The organism is Brucella anthropi ATCC 49188, from assembly GCF_000017405.1.
Taxonomy (GTDB): Bacteria; Pseudomonadota; Alphaproteobacteria; order Rhizobiales; family Rhizobiaceae; genus Brucella; species Brucella anthropi.
Map to the genome: position 1 here is coordinate 251,668 of NC_009668.1, position 20,504 is coordinate 272,171.

Consider the following 20,504-nt stretch of genomic DNA (forward strand, 5'->3'; position numbering starts at 1 on the left):
TGGTCACATGAGCCTGATCGTCTATTTCTCCAGCCGGTCGGAAAATACACACCGGTTTGTCGAGCGGCTTGGAATGCGGTCGAACCGTATCCCGATGGACGGTTCAGGCGGATTGCAGGTGCGCGAGCCATTCGTGATCGTGACGCCCACATATGGTGGCGGCGGCTCCAAGGGCGCTGTCCCCAAGCCTGTGATCCGCTTTCTCAACGATGAGAGCAACCGCTCTTTCATCCGCGGCGTGATTGCCGCGGGAAACAGCAATTTCGGCGAGGCTTTCTGTATCGCCGGCAACATTATCTCCGCCAAATGTCAGGTTCCCTATCTCTACCGCTTCGAGCTTCTGGGAACCGATGAGGACATTGGCAATGTCAAGAACGGGATGGAACGATTTTGGACACGGCAGACACGACCTTGATCCGAGAGCGCGAGGCACAGCCAGTGGCGCAGGATGCGCCTCAAGCTGTAACTTCCAACAGCAGTAAACCGTCAAAATCCTTGGACGGGCTGGATTATCACGCGCTCAACGCGATGCTGAACCTTTACGATGACGAGGGAAAAATCCAGCTTGACCGCGACCGGCAGGCTGCGCGCCAATATTTCCTCCAGCACGTGAACCAGAACACGGTCTTTTTCCATAACTTGCGGGAAAAGATCGATTATCTGGTGACCGAAGGCTATTACGAGCAAGAGGTACTGGATCAGTATTCCTTCAATTTCGTGCGCGATCTTTTCGACGAAGCCTATGCGAAGAAATTCCGGTTTCCGACCTTTCTCGGCGCGTTCAAATATTACACCAGCTATACGCTGAAAACCTTCGATGGAAAGCGCTATCTGGAGCGCTATGAAGACCGTGTCTGCATGGTAGCGCTGACGCTGGCGCGCGGCAATGAACAGCTGGCACGCAATCTGATGGAGGAGATCATTGCAGGCCGCTACCAACCTGCGACGCCGACTTTCCTCAATGCAGGCAAGAAGCAGCGCGGCGAGCTCGTTTCCTGTTTTCTGCTGCGGGTTGAAGACAATATGGAGTCCATCGGGCGCTCAATCAATTCGGCGTTGCAATTGTCGAAGCGGGGCGGCGGGGTGGCCTTGAGCCTTACCAATATTCGTGAGGCGGGCGCGCCTATCAAGCAGATTCAGAACCAGTCATCCGGCATCATTCCGGTGATGAAGCTTCTTGAGGATTCCTTTTCCTACGCCAATCAGCTTGGCGCGCGACAAGGTGCGGGCGCTGTCTATCTGCATGCGCATCACCCGGATATCATGCGCTTTCTGGATACGAAGCGCGAAAACGCCGACGAGAAAATCCGCATTAAAACCTTGTCGCTTGGTGTGGTCATTCCAGACATTACCTTCGAACTCGCAAAGAACAACGAGGATATGTACCTCTTCTCGCCTTATGACGTGGAGCGGGTCTACGGTGTGCCACTGACCGAGATTTCGATCACCGAAAAATATCGGGAATTGGTCGATGATGCGCGCATTACCAAGAAGAAGATCAATGCACGCGAGTTCTTTCAGGTGCTGGCGGAAATCCAGTTCGAGTCCGGTTATCCCTATATCATGTTCGAGGACACGGTGAACCGCGCCAATCCGATTGACGGGCGCATCACCATGAGCAATCTCTGTTCGGAAATCCTCCAGGTGAGTGAGGCGAGCATCTTCGGCGAAGACCTTTCCTATGATCATCTTGGCAAAGATATTTCGTGTAATCTGGGTTCGCTCAACATTGCATCGGCAATGGACTCGTCCGATTTCGGCAAGACCATCGAAACCTCCATCCGCGCTCTGACAGCAGTTTCCGATATGAGCCAAATCGGTTCCGTGCCGTCGGTCGCCCGAGGTAATGATGAAAGCCATGCCATCGGTCTCGGTCAGATGAATCTGCATGGTTATCTCGCCCGCGAGCGGATTTATTACGGCTCGGAGGAGGGCGTCGATTTCACGAATATCTATTTCTATACGGTTACCTATCACGCGATCCGCGCATCGAACCTGATTGCAGTGGAAACGGGCAAGTCCTTTAAAGGTTTTGAGAAATCCAAATATGCAACGGGTGAATATTTCGCCAAATATACCGAGCAGCTTTGGGAACCAGCGACGCAAAAGGTTCGAGAAATTTTCGAAAAGGCTGGCATTGCGATTCCGACGCAGGATGACTGGCGCGATCTGAAAAATGCGGTGATGGAGGGCGGGCTTTATAACCAGAACCTTCAGGCCGTGCCGCCGACAGGCTCGATTTCCTACATCAATCATTCGACGTCATCGATTCATCCGATCGTGTCGAAGATTGAAATCCGCAAGGAGGGCAAGATCGGTCGCGTCTACTATCCGGCAGCGTTCATGACCAATGACAATCTCGATTACTATCAGGACGCCTATGAGATCGGGCCGGAGAAGATCATCGACACCTATGCGGCAGCAACACAGCACGTCGATCAGGGCCTGTCTCTGACATTGTTCTTCCGCGATACCGCAACGACACGCGATATCAACCGCGCACAGATCTACGCGTGGAAGAAGGGCATCAAGACCATCTACTACATTCGCCTGCGCCAGATGGCGCTCTCCGGCACGGAAGTGCAGGGTTGCGTTTCCTGCGCCCTCTGACCACTGGTGATGACCAATGAATATTCAAGTGAAAACCAAGAACCCGAAACCCGCCGCAGTGCGTGCGATCAACTGGAACCGGATAGAAGATGAGAAAGACCTTGAGGTCTGGAATCGTCTGACCGGCAATTTCTGGCTGCCGGAAAAAGTGCCGCTTTCCAATGACATTCAGTCGTGGGAAACGCTGAAACCGCAGGAAAAGCAGCTAACGATCCGCGTTTTCACCGGGCTCACACTTCTTGATACGATCCAGAACGCAGTCGGTGCCGTGAAGCTGATGGATGATGCCGCGACGCCGCATGAAGAAGCGGTGCTGTCCAATATTTCCTTCATGGAAGCGGTTCATGCACGATCCTATTCGTCGATTTTCTCGACGCTGTGCCTGACGCCGGATGTTGACGATGCCTATCGTTGGTCCGAGGAAAACGAATTCCTGCAGCGCAAGTCCGTTCTGATCCTGGACCAGTATCGCGCGGATGATCCGCTGAAAAGGAAAATCGCCAGCGTCTTTCTGGAGAGCTTTCTGTTCTATTCCGGCTTCTATCTGCCCATGTACTGGTCGAGCCGGGCAAAGCTGACGAATACAGCCGATCTTATCCGGCTCATCATTCGGGATGAGGCCGTGCATGGCTATTACATCGGTTACAAATTCCAGCGCGGACTGGAACGCTTGAACGAAGAGCAGAAGCAGGCAATCAAGGATTTTGCCTTCGAGCTTCTTCTGGAACTTTACGACAATGAGGTTCGCTACACGGAAGCGCTCTATGATGGTGTTGGCCTGACCGAAGACGTCAAGAAGTTCCTGCATTACAACGCCAACAAGGCCCTCATGAACCTCGGCTATGAGGCACTCTTCCCGGCTGAAGCGTGCAAGGTCAACCCGGCGATCCTGTCCGCTCTTTCGCCGAATGCAGACGAAAACCACGACTTTTTCTCCGGTTCCGGCTCTTCTTACGTCATCGGCAAGGCGGTCGCGACTGAGGATGAAGACTGGAGTTTCTGATGGCATCTCGGCGCCGCGTAATACCGGTGCCGAAGTTTTCTGTTCTGGAGATGACGTTGACGTTGCGGTCTTGTTTTGCGACACATGAATGATGCAGACCGCCATCACAATCGATCAGGACTATCTCGTAACACGGCTCAAGGCGCTGCTCGCCATACCGAGCCCGACCGGGTTTACCGACGAAGCCGTGCGTTATGTTGCGCGCGAGCTGGAGCATCTGGGGCTTGAGGTTATGCTGACGCGCCGGGGGGCTATTCGCGCGCGCAGGGTGGGCCTGACGGAGAGACCGGCGCGCGGGATCGTATCGCATGTCGATACACTCGGCGCACAGGTAAAATATCTGAAGGAAAACGGACGACTGGAACTGGTTTCCATCGGTAACTGGTCAGCGCGTTTCGCCGAAGGTGCCCGCGTTTCCATCTTTTCGTCCAAAGGAATTTATCGCGGTTCGATCCTGCCGCTGAAAGCTTCCGGCCATACATTCAATGACGAAGTCGATACGCAACCGGTCGGCTGGCCTTATGTCGAACTCCGCGTCGATGCGCTCGCCCGAAATCGTGATGATCTGCTGCAGCTCGGTATCGATGTCGGTGACATAGTTGCCGTCGATCCCGCGCCCGAATTCATCGATAATGGCTTTATCGTCTCGCGTCACCTTGATGACAAGGCAGGCGTTGCAATCATGCTTGCGGCCCTCGAAGCGATGCAGAGAGCCAATGTGGAAACGCCGGTCGACAGCTATTGGCTGTTCACCATCGGCGAGGAAGTTGGAGTGGGTGCCTCTGCGGTCGTTGTGCCGGATATTGCCTCGCTGGTCGCCATCGATAATGGCACGACTGCGCCGGGCCAGAATTCATCGGAGTTTGGCGTCACGCTTGCCATGGCGGACCAGACCGGACCGTTCGATTACCATTTGACGAAGAAACTCTACGAGCTTTGCGGAGAGCATGACATTCAGGTCCAGAAGGACGTGTTCCGTTATTACCGTTCCGATGCTGCGTCTGCGGTTGAGGCGGGGCATGATGTGCGCACGGCTTTGCTGACCTTCGGTGTTGATGCCTCGCATGGTTATGAGCGCATTCATCTAAGCGCTCTGACTTCCATTGCAAAACTTGCAGTTCATTATGCAATGAGCGAAGTCGAGATCAAACGCGATGCCGAGGAAACCGCCAAGGGCCTCAAGGGTTTCACGCATCAGAAATCGACCAAGGCAGAGCAGGATTTGAGACCCGAGGATACGCCTGTGGAATAGGCTTTGAACTTTTTGAGATCACGAGCGGGCTCAGGCCCGCTTTTTTTGTCTCGCAAAAATTAATTATGATAATTCATTGATGGTCGTTGATTTATGCCTATAAATTAGAGTCTGACGGATTTGACAAATGAAGGGGAACCCCATGAGAAGGTTATTCCGTGCCGTCCTGACTGCTATGGCGCTTTCGGTCGCCGGGGCGGGCACAGTCGCGCTGGCCCAAACGCCGCCCAATGTGCTGATTGTCGGGCAGATTGCAGAGCCGCAATCGCTCGATCCGCATACAGTCACGGCTACCAATGATTTCCGCATCCTCGTCAATATTTATGACGGCCTTGTGCGCTACAAGGACGGAACGCTGGAAGTAGAACCGGCACTGGCGGAAAGCTGGACGATTTCGGACGACGGCAAGACCTATACGTTCAAGCTGCGTCAAGGCGTGAAGTTCCATGACGGTTCGGATTTCAATGCCGAAGCGGTCAAATTCAACTTCGACAGAATGCTAAAGGAAGACCATCCGTTCTATAACACTGGCCCATTTCCGCTTTCGTTCAATTTCTCGTCCATCGATGCAGTCAATGTGCTCGATGAACACACTGTCGAGTTCAAGCTGAAGGAGCCTTTCGCTCCATTTCTTTCCAATCTGGCCTATCCGACCGGCCTGATCGTGTCGCCGGAAGCGGTCAAGAAATACGGTAAGGAATTTGGCCGTCATCCATCAGGAACCGGTCCGTTCAAGTTCGCGGAATGGCAATCCGGCCAGCGTGTGGTGGTGGAGCGTAATCCCGACTATTGGGACACAGCGCCAGCATTGGAAGCGGTTGTGTTTCGCCCGATCACGGATGCCAATACACGCGTCGCGGAGATGATGGCAGGCGGGCTGGATGTCATGGTGGAAGTGCCGCCGGATAATCTTGCCACCTTCAAACAGGACGCGAATTTCGCGGTTGCCGAACAGGCGGGCCCCCATGTCTGGTTTACCATCCTGAACGCGAAGAGCGGTCCATTCGCGGATAAGAAAGTGCGTCAGGCGGCGAATTATGCGGTCAACAAGCAGGGGCTTGTCGATAATGTTTTGCAGGGTTCCGCAACTGTTGCTGCGGGGCCGATCCCACCCGCCTTCAACTGGGTCGAGAACAAAGCCGAACCCTATCCTTATGATCCGGAAAAGGCCAAGGCGCTCCTTGCCGAAGCTGGTGCAAGCAATCCTGAAATCACGTTCTATGTGACCGAAGGCGGTTCTGGCATGCTTGATCCAATCACGATGGGTGCTGCAATCCAGGCCGATCTTCAGGCTGTGGGCTTCAAGGTCAAGATTGAAACCTATGAATGGAACACGTTCCTTGGCCGGGTCAATCCGGGGCTGGAGGGCAAGGCCGATATGGCCGAGATGGCATGGATGACCAATGATCCGGACACGGTGCCTTATCTGACGCTTCGCAGCGACGCACTGCCGGACAAGGGCGGTTTCAATTCCGGTTACTATTCCAACCCCAAAGTGGATGAGCTTCTGGAGAAGGCGCGGTCATCGACCGATCAAACCGAGCGCGGCAAGCTTTATGGCGAAGTGCAGAGCATCGTCCATGACGATGCACCATGGCTGTTCGTGGCGAACTGGAAGCAAAATGCAGTCACGACCGCTGCCGTCAAGGGGTTCAAGTTGCAGCCGTCCTTCCTGCTGCATTTGAAAGACGTAACCAAGCAATAAGCGGGGAGGGCATTCATGCCAGCCTATATCCTCAAGCGACTTGTCGCCGTTGTTCCTGTGTTGCTCGGGCTCTCGATCATCGTTTTTCTCGTCATGGCGATGATCCCCGGTGATACGGCGACTGCCTTGCTCGGATCATATGCGACGCCGGAAAATGTCGAGCGGATCAATCGCGATCTCGGTCTCGACAAGCCGTTGCTGCAACAATATTTCATCTGGATGGGCAATCTCCTGCATGGAGATTTCGGGCGTTCCTTCGTGCTCAATCGTCCGGTGCTGGATGAGGTTATGGAGCGCTTTCAGGCGACACTCGTGCTTGCGGGCGTAGCACTGGTACTGTGTTCAGTCTTCGGCCTGCTCGCGGGCATCGTTTCGGCGGTACGCCAGTTCGGCTGGGCAGACAGGACGATCACTTTCATCGTGCTTGCCGGAATTTCCATTCCCTCATTCTGGTTGGGGTTGCTTCTGATCTATCTCTTCGCGGTCCATTGGCGCATTCTGCCAGCGTCCGGCATGTATGCTGTTTATGGTGGCGGTGACCTGAAGGATCTGCTCTGGCATCTGATCCTGCCTGCCACGACGCTGGCCGTGGTAGCGGCAGGCGTGATCGCACGTCTGACCCGCGGCGCGATGCTGGAAGTGCTTCGTCAGGACTATATCCGGACAGCCCGGGCCAAAGGTCTCAACGAACGTCGTGTGATATACGGTCATGCGTTTCGCGCCGCACTTGTCAGCGTCATTCCTGTAATCGGTATTCAGGCGGGATTTGTGCTGGGCGGCGCCGTCTACATCGAAACCGTGTTCCAGTGGCCCGGTATTGGCGCCATGCTGGTGAAAGCCATTTCCACCCGCGATATCTTGCTGGTGCAGGGTGGCGTACTTGTGGTTGCCGCGAGTTATGTTCTTTTCAATCTGCTCGCTGATGTCATCCAGACCATGCTCGATCCAAGGATACGCTCATGAGCGCGCTTCCAGAAATTTCTGCCGCGCCAACGGCGGTCCGCATGTCATCATGGCGGCTCCTGATGAGCAATCGACTGGCGGCTTTCGGCTTTTTTATGTTGGTCCTGATCTGCCTCGTCATTCTGTTGGCCCCGATTCTCCCGCTTCCCAATCCTGACGCGACTTCTCCCGCAATGCGATTGAAACCCGTGTTCAGCGAAGGACATCTTCTTGGAACGGATCAGCTCGGGCGCGATATATTGAGTCGTGTCATATGGGGCACGCGGGTGTCTGTCGCAGTTGGCTTTGCGGCGACGCTGATCGCAGCAATCGTCGGTTCTGCCATCGGTCTCGTGGCCGGCTATGCGGGCGGGCGAACTGACAATTTGATGATGCGCGGCATCGATATGCTGATGGCATTTCCTTATATCCTACTGGCGCTGGCTATCGTGGCAGTGCTTGGGCCGGGCCTGATGAATGCGCTTTACGCGATTGCGGTGGTCAATATTCCGTTCTTCGCGCGTAATGTTCGCGGGGTTACGCTTGGTCTCGCGCATCGTGAGTTTATTGATGCTGCCCGGCTCTCCGGGAAAAGTCCGGTTTCGATCCTGTTAAGCGAAGTGCTGCCCAATGTGCTGCCGGTTATCGTCATTACCATGTCGACCACGGCGGGCTGGATGATCCTCGAAACGGCGGGCCTGAGCTTCCTCGGTCTTGGCGCACAGCCGCCGCAGGCCGATCTCGGCTCCATGCTTGGTGAGGGGCGGGCACAACTGTTCAATGCCCCGCACGTCTCCATCGTGCCCGGCTTGATGATCTTCCTTCTGGTCATCAGTCTCAACGTATTGGGAGATGGGGTGCGCGATGTTCTCGATCCACGATTACGCTCAGGTGCGCTGGGTCGGCCAGGCGCGATAACCGATATTGCCAAGGACCGGTCATCGCCCGTGATCAAGGATAGCGAAAAAGCTCTTTCTATTGCCGGTCTCGAAACGGGCTTCGTCAATGGTGGGCATTTCACCCCCGCTGTCCGCAATGTTTCACTGGAACTTGAACGCGGCGAATGTCTCGGCCTGATCGGGGAGAGCGGATCGGGCAAAAGCGTGACCGCCCTGTCAGTAATGGGCCTCGTGGCGTCCCCGCCCGGACTTATCCGCAACGGCGCGATCTATCTGGGCGACCGGGACGTTCTTTCAATGTCTGAAACCGAGTTGACGGCGGCACGGGGCGCAAGAGTTGCTTATGTGTTTCAGGACCCACTGACAACGTTGCATCCTATGTATCCGGTCGGTCGGCAGGTCGAGGAAGCAATTGCAGCGCATCGGCGGATTGGAGCCAGTGAGCGGCGGGAACAGGCGATTGTGCTTCTTGACAAGGTTGGCATTCCAGATGCAGCAGAACGGGCCAATCACTATCCGCACCAGCTTTCAGGTGGCCAGCGTCAGCGTGTCGGCATTGCCATGGCTCTGGCCAATGATCCAGACATCATCATTGCGGACGAGCCGACCACGGCGCTCGATGTTACGGTGCAGGCGCACATTCTCGAGCTGCTACGCGATCTCCAGCGCGAGCGCGGCATGGCTCTCCTGTTTATCACCCATGATTTTGGAGTGGTTTCGGAGATTTGCGACCGCGTGGCAGTGATGAAAGACGGCGAGATTGTCGAGACGGGCACGACATCGGAAGTTCTTTCCAATCCGCAGCACAGCTATACGAAACGCTTGATAGCCTGCGTTCCCGAACTTGGGCAGGGTGCCGACTTTCTGGAACGTGTGGCTGGTCTCTTCAAGCGCGAAAACGGGAAGGCGGCAGGATGAGCGGAAATGCGATCAGCGTTCGTGATCTCACCAAAACCTTCGGTGGCGGACGAACACTTCTGGGGAAAGAGCGTCACAAGGTCGAGGCGGTTAAAAATGTTTCGTTCGATCTTGGAAGCGGTGAGACACTGGCGATTGTCGGTGAAAGCGGATCGGGCAAAAGCACGCTCGCCAGAATGCTCGTCGGGCTGACAGAGCCGACGGGCGGTACGATGACGATTGCTGGACGCGATGCGCATGAACTGCGAAATTCCGGTGCTCGGGCATTCGGCAAGGTCATACAATATGTGTTTCAGGACCCTGTCGCTTCACTCAATCCCAGAAAGACGATCCGGCAGATACTGGAAACACCACTAAAGCTTCTGGGCGGGCTGGATTCAGCTCAGTGCCAGCAACGCATGATCCAGTTGCTGGACGCCGTTCAGATGCCCAAGGATACGCTGGAACGATATCCGCACGAATTCTCCGGCGGGCAGGCGCAACGTATCGCCATTGCGCGCACGCTGGCCGCTGAAGCGGAAATCGTCGTGCTCGACGAACCGGTTAGCGCGCTGGATGTCTCTGTTCAGGCGCAGGTTCTGTTGCTTCTGGATCAACTGAAGAAAGAGTTTGGTCTCTCCTATCTCTTCATCAGTCATGATCTTGCCGTGGTGGAAGCCATATCCGACAGGGTTGCGGTTATGTATTTCGGGGAAATCGTTGAGGAAGCAACCGCAAGCGCTCTTTTTGCCAGACCTGAACATGCCTATACACGACAACTCGTGGAAAGCGCGCCGCGCATCAGGAGAGAGTAGCAAGATATGGTCAGAATGGCCCGGAATTCCGATCACGAACCGCAATCGCGCGCGAGGGCGGCAAAGATCCGTCGGCGCCCGGAAGAGATTGCTGACCGTATCAAGGACGTTATCCGTTCCGATGCATTGAGGCCGGGAGATCGACTGCCACAGGAAAAGGAACTGATTGACCAGTTCAAGGCCGCCAAGGGCACTGTGCGCGAAGCGATGAAGGCGCTGGAGACGCAGGGTCTGATTTTTACGCGCAGCGGTCCCGGCGGTGGGGCTTTTGTGGCCGAACCTTCCGCCCAGCACGCAATGGAAATGCTCGGAAGCTATTTCTTTTTCGATCAGCCGAGCCTTGCCGAAGTTTACGCTATCCGTAAGCTTCTCGAACCGGAGGTTGCCGCTCTCTTGTCCGGCAGATTGACTGGTGACGACATTGCTCGGCTGGAAAATGCGATGCGGGTCTACGATCGCCCGCCGGTCGATCTTGATGATCAATATCGCCAGCGCATTGCGGAACTGGATTTCCATTCCTTGCTGGCACAGCTTTGTCCGGACCGTCTGTTGGGCTTCATCTGCGGATTGACCCACAATCTGTTGCGAAGCCTGCCAATAGCGCGCGCAATCTATGCTGATCCGACACCGGCTTCGCGCGAAGAAGGACTTATCTTCCAGCACCGATTGCTCGCAGCGCTTGTCGAAAATCGCAGCGAGGATGCGCGCCGTATAACGTTTGAGCATATGGTTTCCGCTGAAAACTATATGCTTTCCAAGGCGAATTTAGTCGGAAAAGCCACATAGCGGAAACGAAAAAGTTGGGAACAATCCCGACGCTCCCGCATTTGCAATTATGCAGGCCGCCGCCTTAACAGATGCGACGGCCTCATTTGTTTATGAATGACAATGGAGGTTTCGACCCTTTTTATGTGTGGTATTTGCGGAGAAGTCAGGTTTGACGGTGGTTCGCCGTCAGTTTCGGCAGTCTCGAAAATGGCGGATGTACTCAGTCCTCGCGGGCCCGATGCATCCGGGATTGTGATCCGGGGCAATATCGGCTTCGGGCATCGAAGATTGAGAATCCTTGATCTTTCTGAAAAATCGCAGCAACCGATGATCGACGCCGACCTCGGTTTGACGCTTGTGTTCAATGGCTGCATCTATAATTTCCGCGAATTGCGCACAGAGCTGGAACAGAAGGGCTACAAGTTCTTCTCCGACGGTGACACAGAAGTCATTCTCAAGGCATGGCATGCATGGGGCGAAAGCTGTGTAACGCGTTTTCTTGGCATGTTCGCTTTCGCCATTCACGAACGTGATACCGGCAGGGTTATCCTCGCGCGTGATCGGTTCGGCATCAAGCCGCTCTATATTGCCGAGGCGGAGGGTGCCTTGCGGTTCGCCTCTTCCTTGCCTGCTCTGGTTAAGGCAGGCGGCATCGACACCTCGATAGACCGCGCGGCCTTGCACAATTACATGAGTTTTCATGCCGTCGTGCCGCCACCGCGCACGATCTATAATGGTGTTCGAAAGCTCCCCCCGGCGACGATCCGTGTCTATGAACCGAATGGGCGTTTCGCTGACCGCATCTATTGGCAGGCGCCTTATCGCCGACTGCCCGGCGACGGCGCGTTGAGCCGCGAGGAATGGCAGGAGCAATTGCTCGCTATGCTGCGTGTCGCAGTCAAGCGCCGGATGATTTCCGACGTGCCGGTCGGCGTGCTTTTATCCGGCGGGGTGGATTCCAGCCTGATCGTCGGTCTGCTTGCTGAGGCCGGTCAATCGGGACTGATGAGTTTTTCAGTTGGCTTTGAGGAAGCAAACGGGGAAAAAGGCGACGAATTTGTCTATTCCGATCTGATCGCCGAGCATTTCGGCACCGAACATCATAAGATCTTTGTGCCCTCGGCAGACCTCATGGACGCCTTGCCGGGAACGATCGCGGCAATGTCCGAACCAATGGTGTCCTATGATAATGTCGGCTTCTACCTCCTTTCCAAGGAGGTTTCGAAGCATATCAAGGTTGTCCAGTCGGGACAGGGGGCAGATGAAGTTTTCGGCGGCTATCACTGGTATCCACCGCTAGTCGATTCCAACGATGTCGTCAGCGACTATGCCAAAGGGTTCCGTGACCGCTCGCATGACGTTCTCGCCACGCAGCTATCGCCGGAATGGATGCCGGAACGTGATTACAGTCAGGACCTTCTGGAAGAACATCTGCTGCAGGATGGAGCGGATACGCCTGTCGACCGTGCGCTGCGGCTCGATACGAATGTGATGCTCGTGGACGATCCGGTCAAGCGCGTGGACAACATGACGATGGCTTGGGGGCTTGAAGCGCGGGTGCCATTTCTGGATCATGAATTGGTCGAGCTTGCCGCCCGCATTCCGCCGGAGGAAAAACTGCGTGACGGCGGCAAGGGTATCCTAAAGGATGTGGCGAGAAAGGTCGTTCCAAGCGAAGTGATTGATCGCAAGAAGGGATATTTCCCGGTTCCGCAGCTCAAATATATCGATGGCCCTTATCTCGATATGTTGCGAGACGCCCTCTCTTCACAAAAGGCGAGGGAGCGCGGGCTTTTCCAGCGCGATTATCTTGAACGCCTGTTTGCAAAACCGTCCGAACACATAACGCCGTTGCGCGGTTCTGAGCTTTGGCAGGCCGGCCTCCTTGAAATGTGGCTGCAAACGCAGGAGGCATGAAATGCGGAAAACCGGTGAGGTGGATATGACCCGGCAGAAAGCGAAAGGTCGCAAAGCCTTTTCGCACCGTCTTACGCGCTTGCGTACACCTGAAAGCGCAGGCTTTTATCAGGAACATGCGCACGGCCATGACAAGGCGGGAAGCGAAGATCGCAAGCAGGATGTGGTTGTCGATTGCGGCTGGGGCCGACTACTCTTCGCGCAGACCTTCGAGACCAATGAAGCCATAGTGGAAGCATTGCGGGGGGAAGCGCCAGCGAGCCGCGATATCGTCTTTTACGTCAGCGATCCTCACGTACTGCTGTCACTCGCACCACATGAGATATTTCTCGATCCGTCGCATACATACCGGATTGAACTTGCGACCTATCGACCGGGCGGGCGACGGATGCGTGGCATCACCATACGTCGCGCAGTCTCCGAAGTGGACGCGGAAGGCATCAACGCTGTTTACGCGGCCTGTGGGATGGTTCAACTGCGTCCCGACTTTTTCTCATCGGAACGAGACAATCGTGCTGTTACCTATTTCGTGGCTCAGGACGATGCTACCGGCGAAATTGTTGGCACCGTAACTGGCATCGACCATCAGCGCCTTTTCGATGATCCTGATCGCAGTGCTTCGCTTTGGTGTCTTGCAGTTCATCCTCAAGCGCGGCAGCCGGGTATTGGTGAAAAACTGGTGCGTAAACTTGCCGAGCATTTTCAGGCTCGCGGCTTGAGCCATATCGATCTCTCGGTTCTGCACGATAATGAGAATGCCATAAGGCTCTATGAAAAGCTGAAGTTTCGTCGCGTTCCGCTCTTCGCGATAAAGCGTAAGAACGCAATCAACGAGAAATTTTTCGCCTCGCATCTGGAAACCTTCGATGCGCTCAATCCCTATGCTCGCATAATCGTGGATGAAGCGGTGCGTCGTGGTATTCAGGTTGAAATAACCGATGCTGAAGGCGGCTTTTTCCGCCTCTCCTATGGCGGGCGTTCCGTCCATTGCCGTGAGAGCTTGTCTGAAATGACATCGGGTGTAGCGATGTCAATCTGCGACGACAAGGCCGTGACGCGGCGCGTCGTCGAGAAGGCTGGTCTGATAGTGCCGGAGCAGATTGCCGCCGAAGCGGACGATGATGCGCTGGAAGCTTTTCTAAAACGTCACAGCAAGCTGGTGGTGAAACCAGCCCGGGGCGAACAGGGAAGAGGAATTTCCGTCGGCATATCGACCATGAAAGACCTGCGAACGGCGATCAAACAGGCGCGAACCGTGTGCGACCGCGTGCTGCTGGAGGCGTGTTTTGAAGGTGAGGACCTTCGGCTGGTGGTTATCGACTACCAGCTCGTTGCCGCTGCGGTTCGTCGCCCGCCACGTGTTGTCGGTGACGGCAAGGCAACCATCCGCAAGCTTATCGAGATACAATCGCGCAGACGCGCTGCGGCGACTGGCGGAGAAAGCCGCATACCGGTCGATACGGAAACGAAAAGGTGTCTTGAGGAACAAGGCCTGTCGCTCGATTCCGTTCTGGAAGATCATCGTGAAATCACAGTGCGCAAGGCGGCCAATCTACATACAGGCGGTACGATCCACGACGTGACAGCGACTGTTCATAGAAACCTTGTCGATGCTGCCTGTAAGGCTGCGCGTGCAATCGGCATTCCCGTTGTCGGGATCGATTTCATGGTCAAGCAGCCCGAAAAGCCGGACTATATTTTCATCGAAGCCAATGAGCGTCCCGGCCTTGCCAACCACGAACCGCAACCGACAGCAGGCAAGTTTGTCGACTTGCTTTTTCCGGGCTCAAGATAATGATAGTTTAGAGATATCTAAACTATGGAATGTTCGCCGGAAAGTCTCTCCGGCGAACTTGAAACTATGCAACCCGCAAACAATATGCTGTATTTTAGCTATTGAGGAAATTTTAAGCAGAAACTGTACTCAGCAAATCAATTCTCGATTGTAACGGAAAAATTCATTTTTCATTTGGTTTCTGCCTCTATCCCTTTACGACAGGGGGCTCGGGCGGAAAAGGTTGATCGAACCGCATTCACGCCTGAGCGGAAAAGGGCTGAAAATGGATACGCGGGGGCAAAGCAGCAAGAATGTGCCGCTGGCAGTCGATCTGGACGGAACTCTGGTTTCGACCGATCTGCTGTGGGAGGGTATTTTTCTTCTTTTGAAGAGGAACATCCTGTTCGTCATCATGCTGCCGGTGTGGCTGTTCTCAGGCAAGGCATATCTCAAGCGACAGGTGGCTGAGCGCGTAACGCTCGATGCATCGCGACTTCCCTACCGAACCGAGTTTCTGGAGTTTCTGCGTAGCGAACATGGGTCGGGGCGGACTTTGGTGCTGGCAACAGCTGCTGCTGAACCGATGGCCAAGGCTGTTGCGTCTGAGCTTGGGATTTTCAGCGCTGTCTATTCAACATCCGGTACGACCAATCTTTCGGCACAGCGCAAGGCTGATCTGCTTGTCGAGCACTATGGGCGACAGGGATTCGACTATGCCGGAAATGATCGTGATGACCTGCCTGTTTTCGACGCAGCCCGACAGGCGATCGTTGTCGCACCTGATCGTGCAGCGGCACATTTCCAGAAGCAAACTGGTTGTGAACTTTTCAGTGCCGAAAAACCAACTATTCGAACCTATGCTCGTATGCTCCGCGTTCATCAGTGGCTAAAGAATCTGCTCGTCTTTGTCCCGGCCATTCTGGCGCATGACATAATGAAGCCAGACGTGTTGATTGCGACTTGCTTGGCATTCGTGGCCTTTTCTGCGGCATCGTCTGCGATCTATATCGTCAATGATATTGTCGATCTTCCGGTGGATCGAAGACATGTGCGAAAAAATCAGCGACCTTTTGCACACGGAAAGATATCCATTCCCTTTGGCCTAAGCGTTGCGGCCCTGTTGTTGCTTCTGACGGCTTTTATCTGCTTTTTCCTTCCGCCCGCCTTTACGCTTGCAATCGTCACCTATCTGTTTTTCACGACCGCCTATACCTTCGCCTTGAAACGCATGTTGTTGGGAGACGTGATTTGCCTCGCGGGACTTTACAGCCTGCGGCTATTGGGAGGGTCGGCGGCTTCCTATATCCCGCCATCGTTCTGGCTGATGGCCTTTGCCATGTTTTTCTTTCTGTCGCTGGCGCTGGTGAAGCGTTATGTCGAACTGCAGGGCGCTACCGTGACAGAAAAGGACCGGATTTTGGGGCGAGGTTACCGTCCGGAAGATCGCGATATTGTCGGACAGTGTGGGGTCGCAGCCGCGTTTACCGCAGCGCTGGTTTTGGCACTCTATATTAATAGCGATGCCGTCAAGACGCTCTACACCTATCCCTGGCTGATATGGCCGCTCGGTCCGATCGTGCTCTATATCAACGTGCGTGTGTGGATACTGGCGCATCGCGGCGACATGGATGACGACCCGGTCCTCTTCATTGCCAGGGATTGGCGCAGTCAGGTCGTCATCGCGCTTGGCGCGGTGCTGCTTCTTGTGGCTGGTATGCGCTGATGGAACAATCCTTCGACAGTTTCGGACGTATTAACCGGCGAAGGCGGCAATACCTTCCGCTGGAGAGACTGGAGACTGATTTCACGCGAGCCTTGCCCGGCGATGCGAGCCTTTTGCCATTCGGAAATGGTCGCTCCTACGGCGATAGCTGCCATAATGATATGGGCTTTCTCGTGCCCATGCAGGCGCGGAAAAAGATACTACACTTCGATCCAGATACGGGATTGCTGACGGCTGAAAGCGGCGTGTTTTTGAGTGAAATCGTCGCCCATGTTGCTCCGCATGGCTATTTTCTGCCTGTCACGCCGGGCACGCAGTTTGTGACGCTCGGCGGCGCCATTGCCAATGACGTGCATGGTAAAAACCATCACCGGCAGGGTACTTTCGGGTGTCATGTTGAAAGGCTGGAACTGCTTCGCTCGGACGGCGTCTACTACAGATGTTCCGATACGGAGAACATCGATCTGTTTCGGGCAACCATCGGTGGAATGGGACTAACCGGATTAATTCTTCGCGCAACGATCCGGCTCAAGCGGGTCGGCGGTCTCGATGTCGAGGAAAAGGTTCTGCCCTTCGCCAACCTCGATGCTTATTTTGATATGGCCGAGGTGGCCGATCATGAAAATGAATATGCTGTTGCCTGGGTCGATCAACTCTCCGATGGCCGGGGCTTGCTGATGGTCGGTAATCATGTTGCCGCGCCGAATGGCTCTATTTCGATCGCTGGGCGGTTTGGCGTGCCGATTGAATTGCCATTCTCGCTGTTGAACGAGACAAGCTTGTCGCTTTTCAATGCGGCCTATTTCCAGCGCAAGAGGCGGCTGAAAACAGCGCGTAGAGTGCCGTATCAAAGCTTCTTTTATCCACTTGACGGAGTGAGAAACTGGAACAGGCTTTACGGCTCGGCAGGGCTCTACCAGCATCAAAGTGTAATTCCGTTCGAAGCAGCCCGAAAGATCATTCCAGCGATGCTTGAGGCAAGTCGCAATGCAGGACAGGTCTCCTTTCTGACGGTACTCAAGCGTTTCGGTTCGATGAAGCCTCCCGGTCTCATGTCATTTCCGATGCCGGGATATACGCTGACGATGGATTTCCCCAATCGTGGCCACACAACGCTGGAATTGCTGAACCGTCTGGACCAGATGACTGTTGAGGCCGGTGGCCGGATCAATCCGTATAAGGACCAAAGGATGAGCGCAGAGGTTTTTGCTGCAAGCTATCCGCGCTGGCGCGATTTCGAGGCCTTTCGCGACAAGGCTTTCAATTCCAATTTCTGGCGCCGGACCGCATTGATGCTCGGCGCTGCAGGTTAGGAAACGTGATGAAATATATTCCCTTCATCCTGTTCACAGTCATGACCAATGCGGCCGCGCAGTTGATGTTGAAATATGGCATGCTGACGCTCGGGCCGATCAGCTTTTCAGCCGAAACATTGATCCAGCGCATATTCCAGATTGTCTTCAACCCCTGGATTTTTGCCGGTTTGCTCACCTTCGTGATCTCGATGGCGTCGCATCTTTACGTGCTGTCGAAAGTGGACCTTTCCTTTGCCTATCCGTTCCTCAGTCTTGCCTATGTCGCGGTCGCTCTGTTCGCCTGGCTTTTGTTCAAGGAGGAACTTGGCGCCTACAAGATTGCGGGAATTGCGTTCATCTGCATCGGGACGGTGCTGATCGCACAAAGCGGCAAGCCGTCCGAACCGCAGGCGGAGACGCAGGTGAGTCAGCAGACGCATAGTTGAACGGGGGCAGTACGATGAGACATGTAATCTTCGGTGGCGACGGTTTTGTCGGGCGCTATCTTGCTCCAAAGCTACTTGCTGATGGTCAGGAGGTCATTGTCGCGGATATCGTGAAAAGCGATCTGCCACACTATGCTGATACCGCTTTCGTCGCGACTGATGTGACCGATCCGGAAGCAATCCGCAGGCTTGGTATCCGCGCAGACGACATGGTCTACAATCTATCCGCCAAGATGCTTTCACCAATTCAGGTCCGGGCGAAGCGTCATGATTTTTTCTTTCCCGTCAACTATTACGGGACGGAAAACATCATCAAGGCAATGGATGCGGTTGGTGCGAACAAGCTCGTCCATTTCACCACCGATATGGTGTACGGGCACACCTATGTCTGGCCGCAGAAAGAAGATCATCCGTGCAAGCCGCTCGGTGAGTACGGCCTGTCAAAACTGAAAACCGAAGAACTCGCCATTGAATGGCGCGTGCGGGGCATGAATATCTCCCTTTTTCGTCCTCGTCTTATCATTGGACCGGGCCGTCTCGGCATTCTGGAAAAGCTGTTCAAGCTGATTGATTACAATTTGCCGGTGCCGATGATCGGCTCGGGCAGGAACCCTTACCAGTTCATTTCGGTGTTCGACTGTGCGGAGGTGGCACGTGCCGCTTTCAAGGCTGGTGTTCCAAACGAGGCCTATAATCTCGGCTCGCTCAATCCGCCTCCTGTCCGCAAACTGCTTGGTGATCTGATCAGCCATGCAGGTTCGAAATCTATTTTGTTGCCAACACCCGCCTGGGCGGTGAAACGCACGCTGGATCTGCTGGACTGGATGAACATGCCGATCATGGACCCGGAGCAATATCTGATTGCCGACGAAATGTGTGTTCTCGATGTCTCGAAGGGCGAGCGCGAACTTGGCTGGATACCGCAATATCGTGATGAGGATATGCTGATCGCGGCTTACAGCGAATATCGCAAGAAAATCGGCGCTGCATCGTCGGATGTGCGGGCTTCCGAAACGGCATAGGGGCAGAAATGAACAAGACGAACATAACGCCAAAGCCGAAGCTGTTAACGGTTGCCGAGGCGAAAGCGCTCGATCTGCCGAGGATGACGGAGCTGTTTACCGCTCATCTTAATCCCGGCCAGCTTCACTTCATGAAGCTGCTCGGCTTTCATAAGGTGAAGATCGAGCGTGCTGAAGGCATGTATTATTATGACCAGAATGGGCGCCCCATTCTCGATTTTTTCGGTGGTTTCGGATCGCTGGCTTTCGGCCATAATCATCTACGTATTCTCGAAGCACGGCGTCAGTTTCAGGAAGAAATGCGCCACGAGATTGCAATCGCCTTCATGTCGCAATATGCGGCCGCTCTTGCTTATGACATTGCGGCTTGCTCGCCGGGCGATCTCGACATGGTGTTTCTGGGGTCTTCCGGTTCTGAGGCGATGGAAGCCGCGATCAAGGTCGCAGAGCGCGCCGCGGGGCCGAAAAAGCCCAAGATCGTCTATGCGGAAAATTCGTTCCACGGCAAAACGAAGGGTGTTCTGTCCATCACTGATGGTGGGCTATATCGTGGCGAATTCAAGCTGGTCGATAACACCGTTCGGGTTCCCTTCGGTGACATTGCAGCCATTGAAAATGCGTTTCGCTCTGACCCCGAGATCGGGGTGATTGTGCTTGAAACGGTGCAAGGTGGCGGCGGTATCATTCAGGCTGACGCACAGTTCTGGCAAAAGTTGCGAAACCTTTGCGACCAGTATGGTGTGATCTGGGTTGCCGATGAAGTGCAATGTGGACTGGGGCGAACCGGGAAATTCTATGCTTTCGAGCATTATGGCGTCATACCGGACGTCACCGCGCTGGCGAAGTCGCTTGGCGGTGGAAAGACCGCAATGGCCGCCATGATCGCGCGCCGCGACGTCTACATGAAGGCTTACGGCACGCCCAAGACGGCGATGATCCATGCGATGGCGACTTTTGGCGGGATTGGCGAAGCCTGCGTCACGTCGATTGAAGCTCTGAACGTTCTTTACGACGAGCATCTGATCGACAATGCAGCCGATGTCGGAGAATATCTTCTGGATCGTCTGCATGAGCTGCAGAGCCGCTATCCTGCGCTTTTGAAAGACGTGCGCGGGAAGGGGATGATGGTGGGGCTGGAGTTCCATGATTTCTCACAAACGATGCCGGTCGTGTTGCGACCTGTCCTGGCGATGCTTGATGAGAAGCTGAAAGGTTCGCTTCCCGGCTTTATTGGCAGCCATCTGCTGCGCGATCATGGGGTTCTGGTCGCCTTTACTGAATATAATCGAAACGTCATCCGCCTTGAGCCGCCGCTGATCTGCGGGCGCGAGCATGTGGACGCGTTCATCAAGGCGCTGGATGAGGTTCTTTCACGCGGCATCGTCCGAATTGTGCGGGATTTCGTCAAGGCTCAGATCAAATGAGCCATTTCT

At 54.8% G+C, this 20,504-nt stretch carries 16 protein-coding genes; all 16 read left to right on the top strand.

Translation table 11 applies throughout. From position 1 onward, the window contains the following. Positions 1-7 precede the first annotated feature (7 nt). The 16 genes from nrdI to OANT_RS15375 all read left to right on the top strand — a co-directional run bounded on the left by nrdI (position 8) and on the right by OANT_RS15375 (position 20,495). Positions 8-415, top strand: a complete 408-nt coding sequence (gene nrdI, locus OANT_RS15300) for a class Ib ribonucleoside-diphosphate reductase assembly flavoprotein NrdI (protein ID WP_011982689.1) — start codon at positions 8-10, stop codon at positions 413-415. Then, on the top strand, positions 391-2,610 hold the full coding sequence (gene nrdE, locus OANT_RS15305; protein ID WP_011982690.1) for a class 1b ribonucleoside-diphosphate reductase subunit alpha: 2,220 nt from the start codon (positions 391-393) through the stop codon (positions 2,608-2,610). Before nrdI ends, nrdE begins: the two co-directional genes overlap by 25 nt. Before the next feature lie 16 nt (positions 2,611-2,626). Next, complete coding sequence (gene nrdF, locus OANT_RS15310) at positions 2,627-3,613, top strand: class 1b ribonucleoside-diphosphate reductase subunit beta (protein WP_011982691.1); 987 nt, start codon at positions 2,627-2,629, stop codon at positions 3,611-3,613. A 91-nt stretch (positions 3,614-3,704) separates the two neighbouring features. Next, positions 3,705-4,865, top strand: coding sequence for an osmoprotectant NAGGN system M42 family peptidase (locus OANT_RS15315; protein WP_040128763.1), 1,161 nt, complete (start codon positions 3,705-3,707; stop codon positions 4,863-4,865). Positions 4,866-5,007: 142 nt separating this feature from the next. Next, the gene (locus OANT_RS15320) at positions 5,008-6,570 is read left to right on the top strand and encodes an ABC transporter substrate-binding protein (protein WP_011982693.1); all 1,563 of its coding nucleotides are present in this window, start codon (positions 5,008-5,010) and stop codon (positions 6,568-6,570) included. Between the two features lie 15 nt (positions 6,571-6,585). Continuing rightward, on the top strand, positions 6,586-7,533 hold the full coding sequence (locus OANT_RS15325; protein ID WP_011982694.1) for an ABC transporter permease: 948 nt from the start codon (positions 6,586-6,588) through the stop codon (positions 7,531-7,533). After that, complete coding sequence (locus OANT_RS15330) at positions 7,530-9,329, top strand: dipeptide/oligopeptide/nickel ABC transporter permease/ATP-binding protein (RefSeq protein WP_011982695.1); 1,800 nt, start codon at positions 7,530-7,532, stop codon at positions 9,327-9,329. The genes OANT_RS15325 and OANT_RS15330 overlap by 4 nt, the downstream gene beginning before the upstream one ends. Next, on the top strand, positions 9,326-10,123 hold the full coding sequence (locus tag OANT_RS15335) for an ATP-binding cassette domain-containing protein (RefSeq protein ID WP_011982696.1): 798 nt from the start codon (positions 9,326-9,328) through the stop codon (positions 10,121-10,123). The genes OANT_RS15330 and OANT_RS15335 overlap by 4 nt, the downstream gene beginning before the upstream one ends. 6 nt (positions 10,124-10,129) lie before the next feature. Continuing rightward, on the top strand, positions 10,130-10,909 hold the full coding sequence (locus tag OANT_RS15340; RefSeq protein WP_011982697.1) for a FadR/GntR family transcriptional regulator: 780 nt from the start codon (positions 10,130-10,132) through the stop codon (positions 10,907-10,909). Positions 10,910-11,032: 123 nt separating this feature from the next. Then, positions 11,033-12,808 carry an N-acetylglutaminylglutamine amidotransferase gene (locus tag OANT_RS15345; protein ID WP_029928038.1) on the top strand — a complete coding sequence of 592 codons (1,776 nt, stop codon included), beginning with the start codon at positions 11,033-11,035 and terminating at the stop codon, positions 12,806-12,808. Position 12,809: 1 nt separating this feature from the next. Next, a complete protein-coding gene (ngg, locus tag OANT_RS15350; protein WP_011982699.1) occupies positions 12,810-14,603 on the top strand; it encodes an N-acetylglutaminylglutamine synthetase in 1,794 nt (597 codons plus the stop codon). Positions 14,604-14,868: 265 nt separating this feature from the next. Continuing rightward, positions 14,869-16,308, top strand: coding sequence for a UbiA family prenyltransferase (locus tag OANT_RS15355; protein ID WP_011982700.1), 1,440 nt, complete (start codon positions 14,869-14,871; stop codon positions 16,306-16,308). Next, entirely contained in the window at positions 16,308-17,621 is a 1,314-nt protein-coding gene (locus tag OANT_RS15360; protein WP_011982701.1) for an FAD-binding oxidoreductase, read from the top strand. Before OANT_RS15355 ends, OANT_RS15360 begins: the two co-directional genes overlap by 1 nt. Before the next feature lie 8 nt (positions 17,622-17,629). After that, a complete protein-coding gene (locus OANT_RS15365) occupies positions 17,630-18,049 on the top strand; it encodes an EamA family transporter (RefSeq protein WP_011982702.1) in 420 nt (139 codons plus the stop codon). Positions 18,050-18,063: 14 nt separating this feature from the next. Further along, positions 18,064-19,071, top strand: coding sequence for an NAD-dependent epimerase/dehydratase family protein (locus OANT_RS15370; protein ID WP_011982703.1), 1,008 nt, complete (start codon positions 18,064-18,066; stop codon positions 19,069-19,071). An 8-nt stretch (positions 19,072-19,079) separates the two neighbouring features. After that, positions 19,080-20,495, top strand: coding sequence for an aspartate aminotransferase family protein (locus OANT_RS15375; RefSeq protein WP_011982704.1), 1,416 nt, complete (start codon positions 19,080-19,082; stop codon positions 20,493-20,495). Positions 20,496-20,504: the final 9 nt, after the last annotated feature.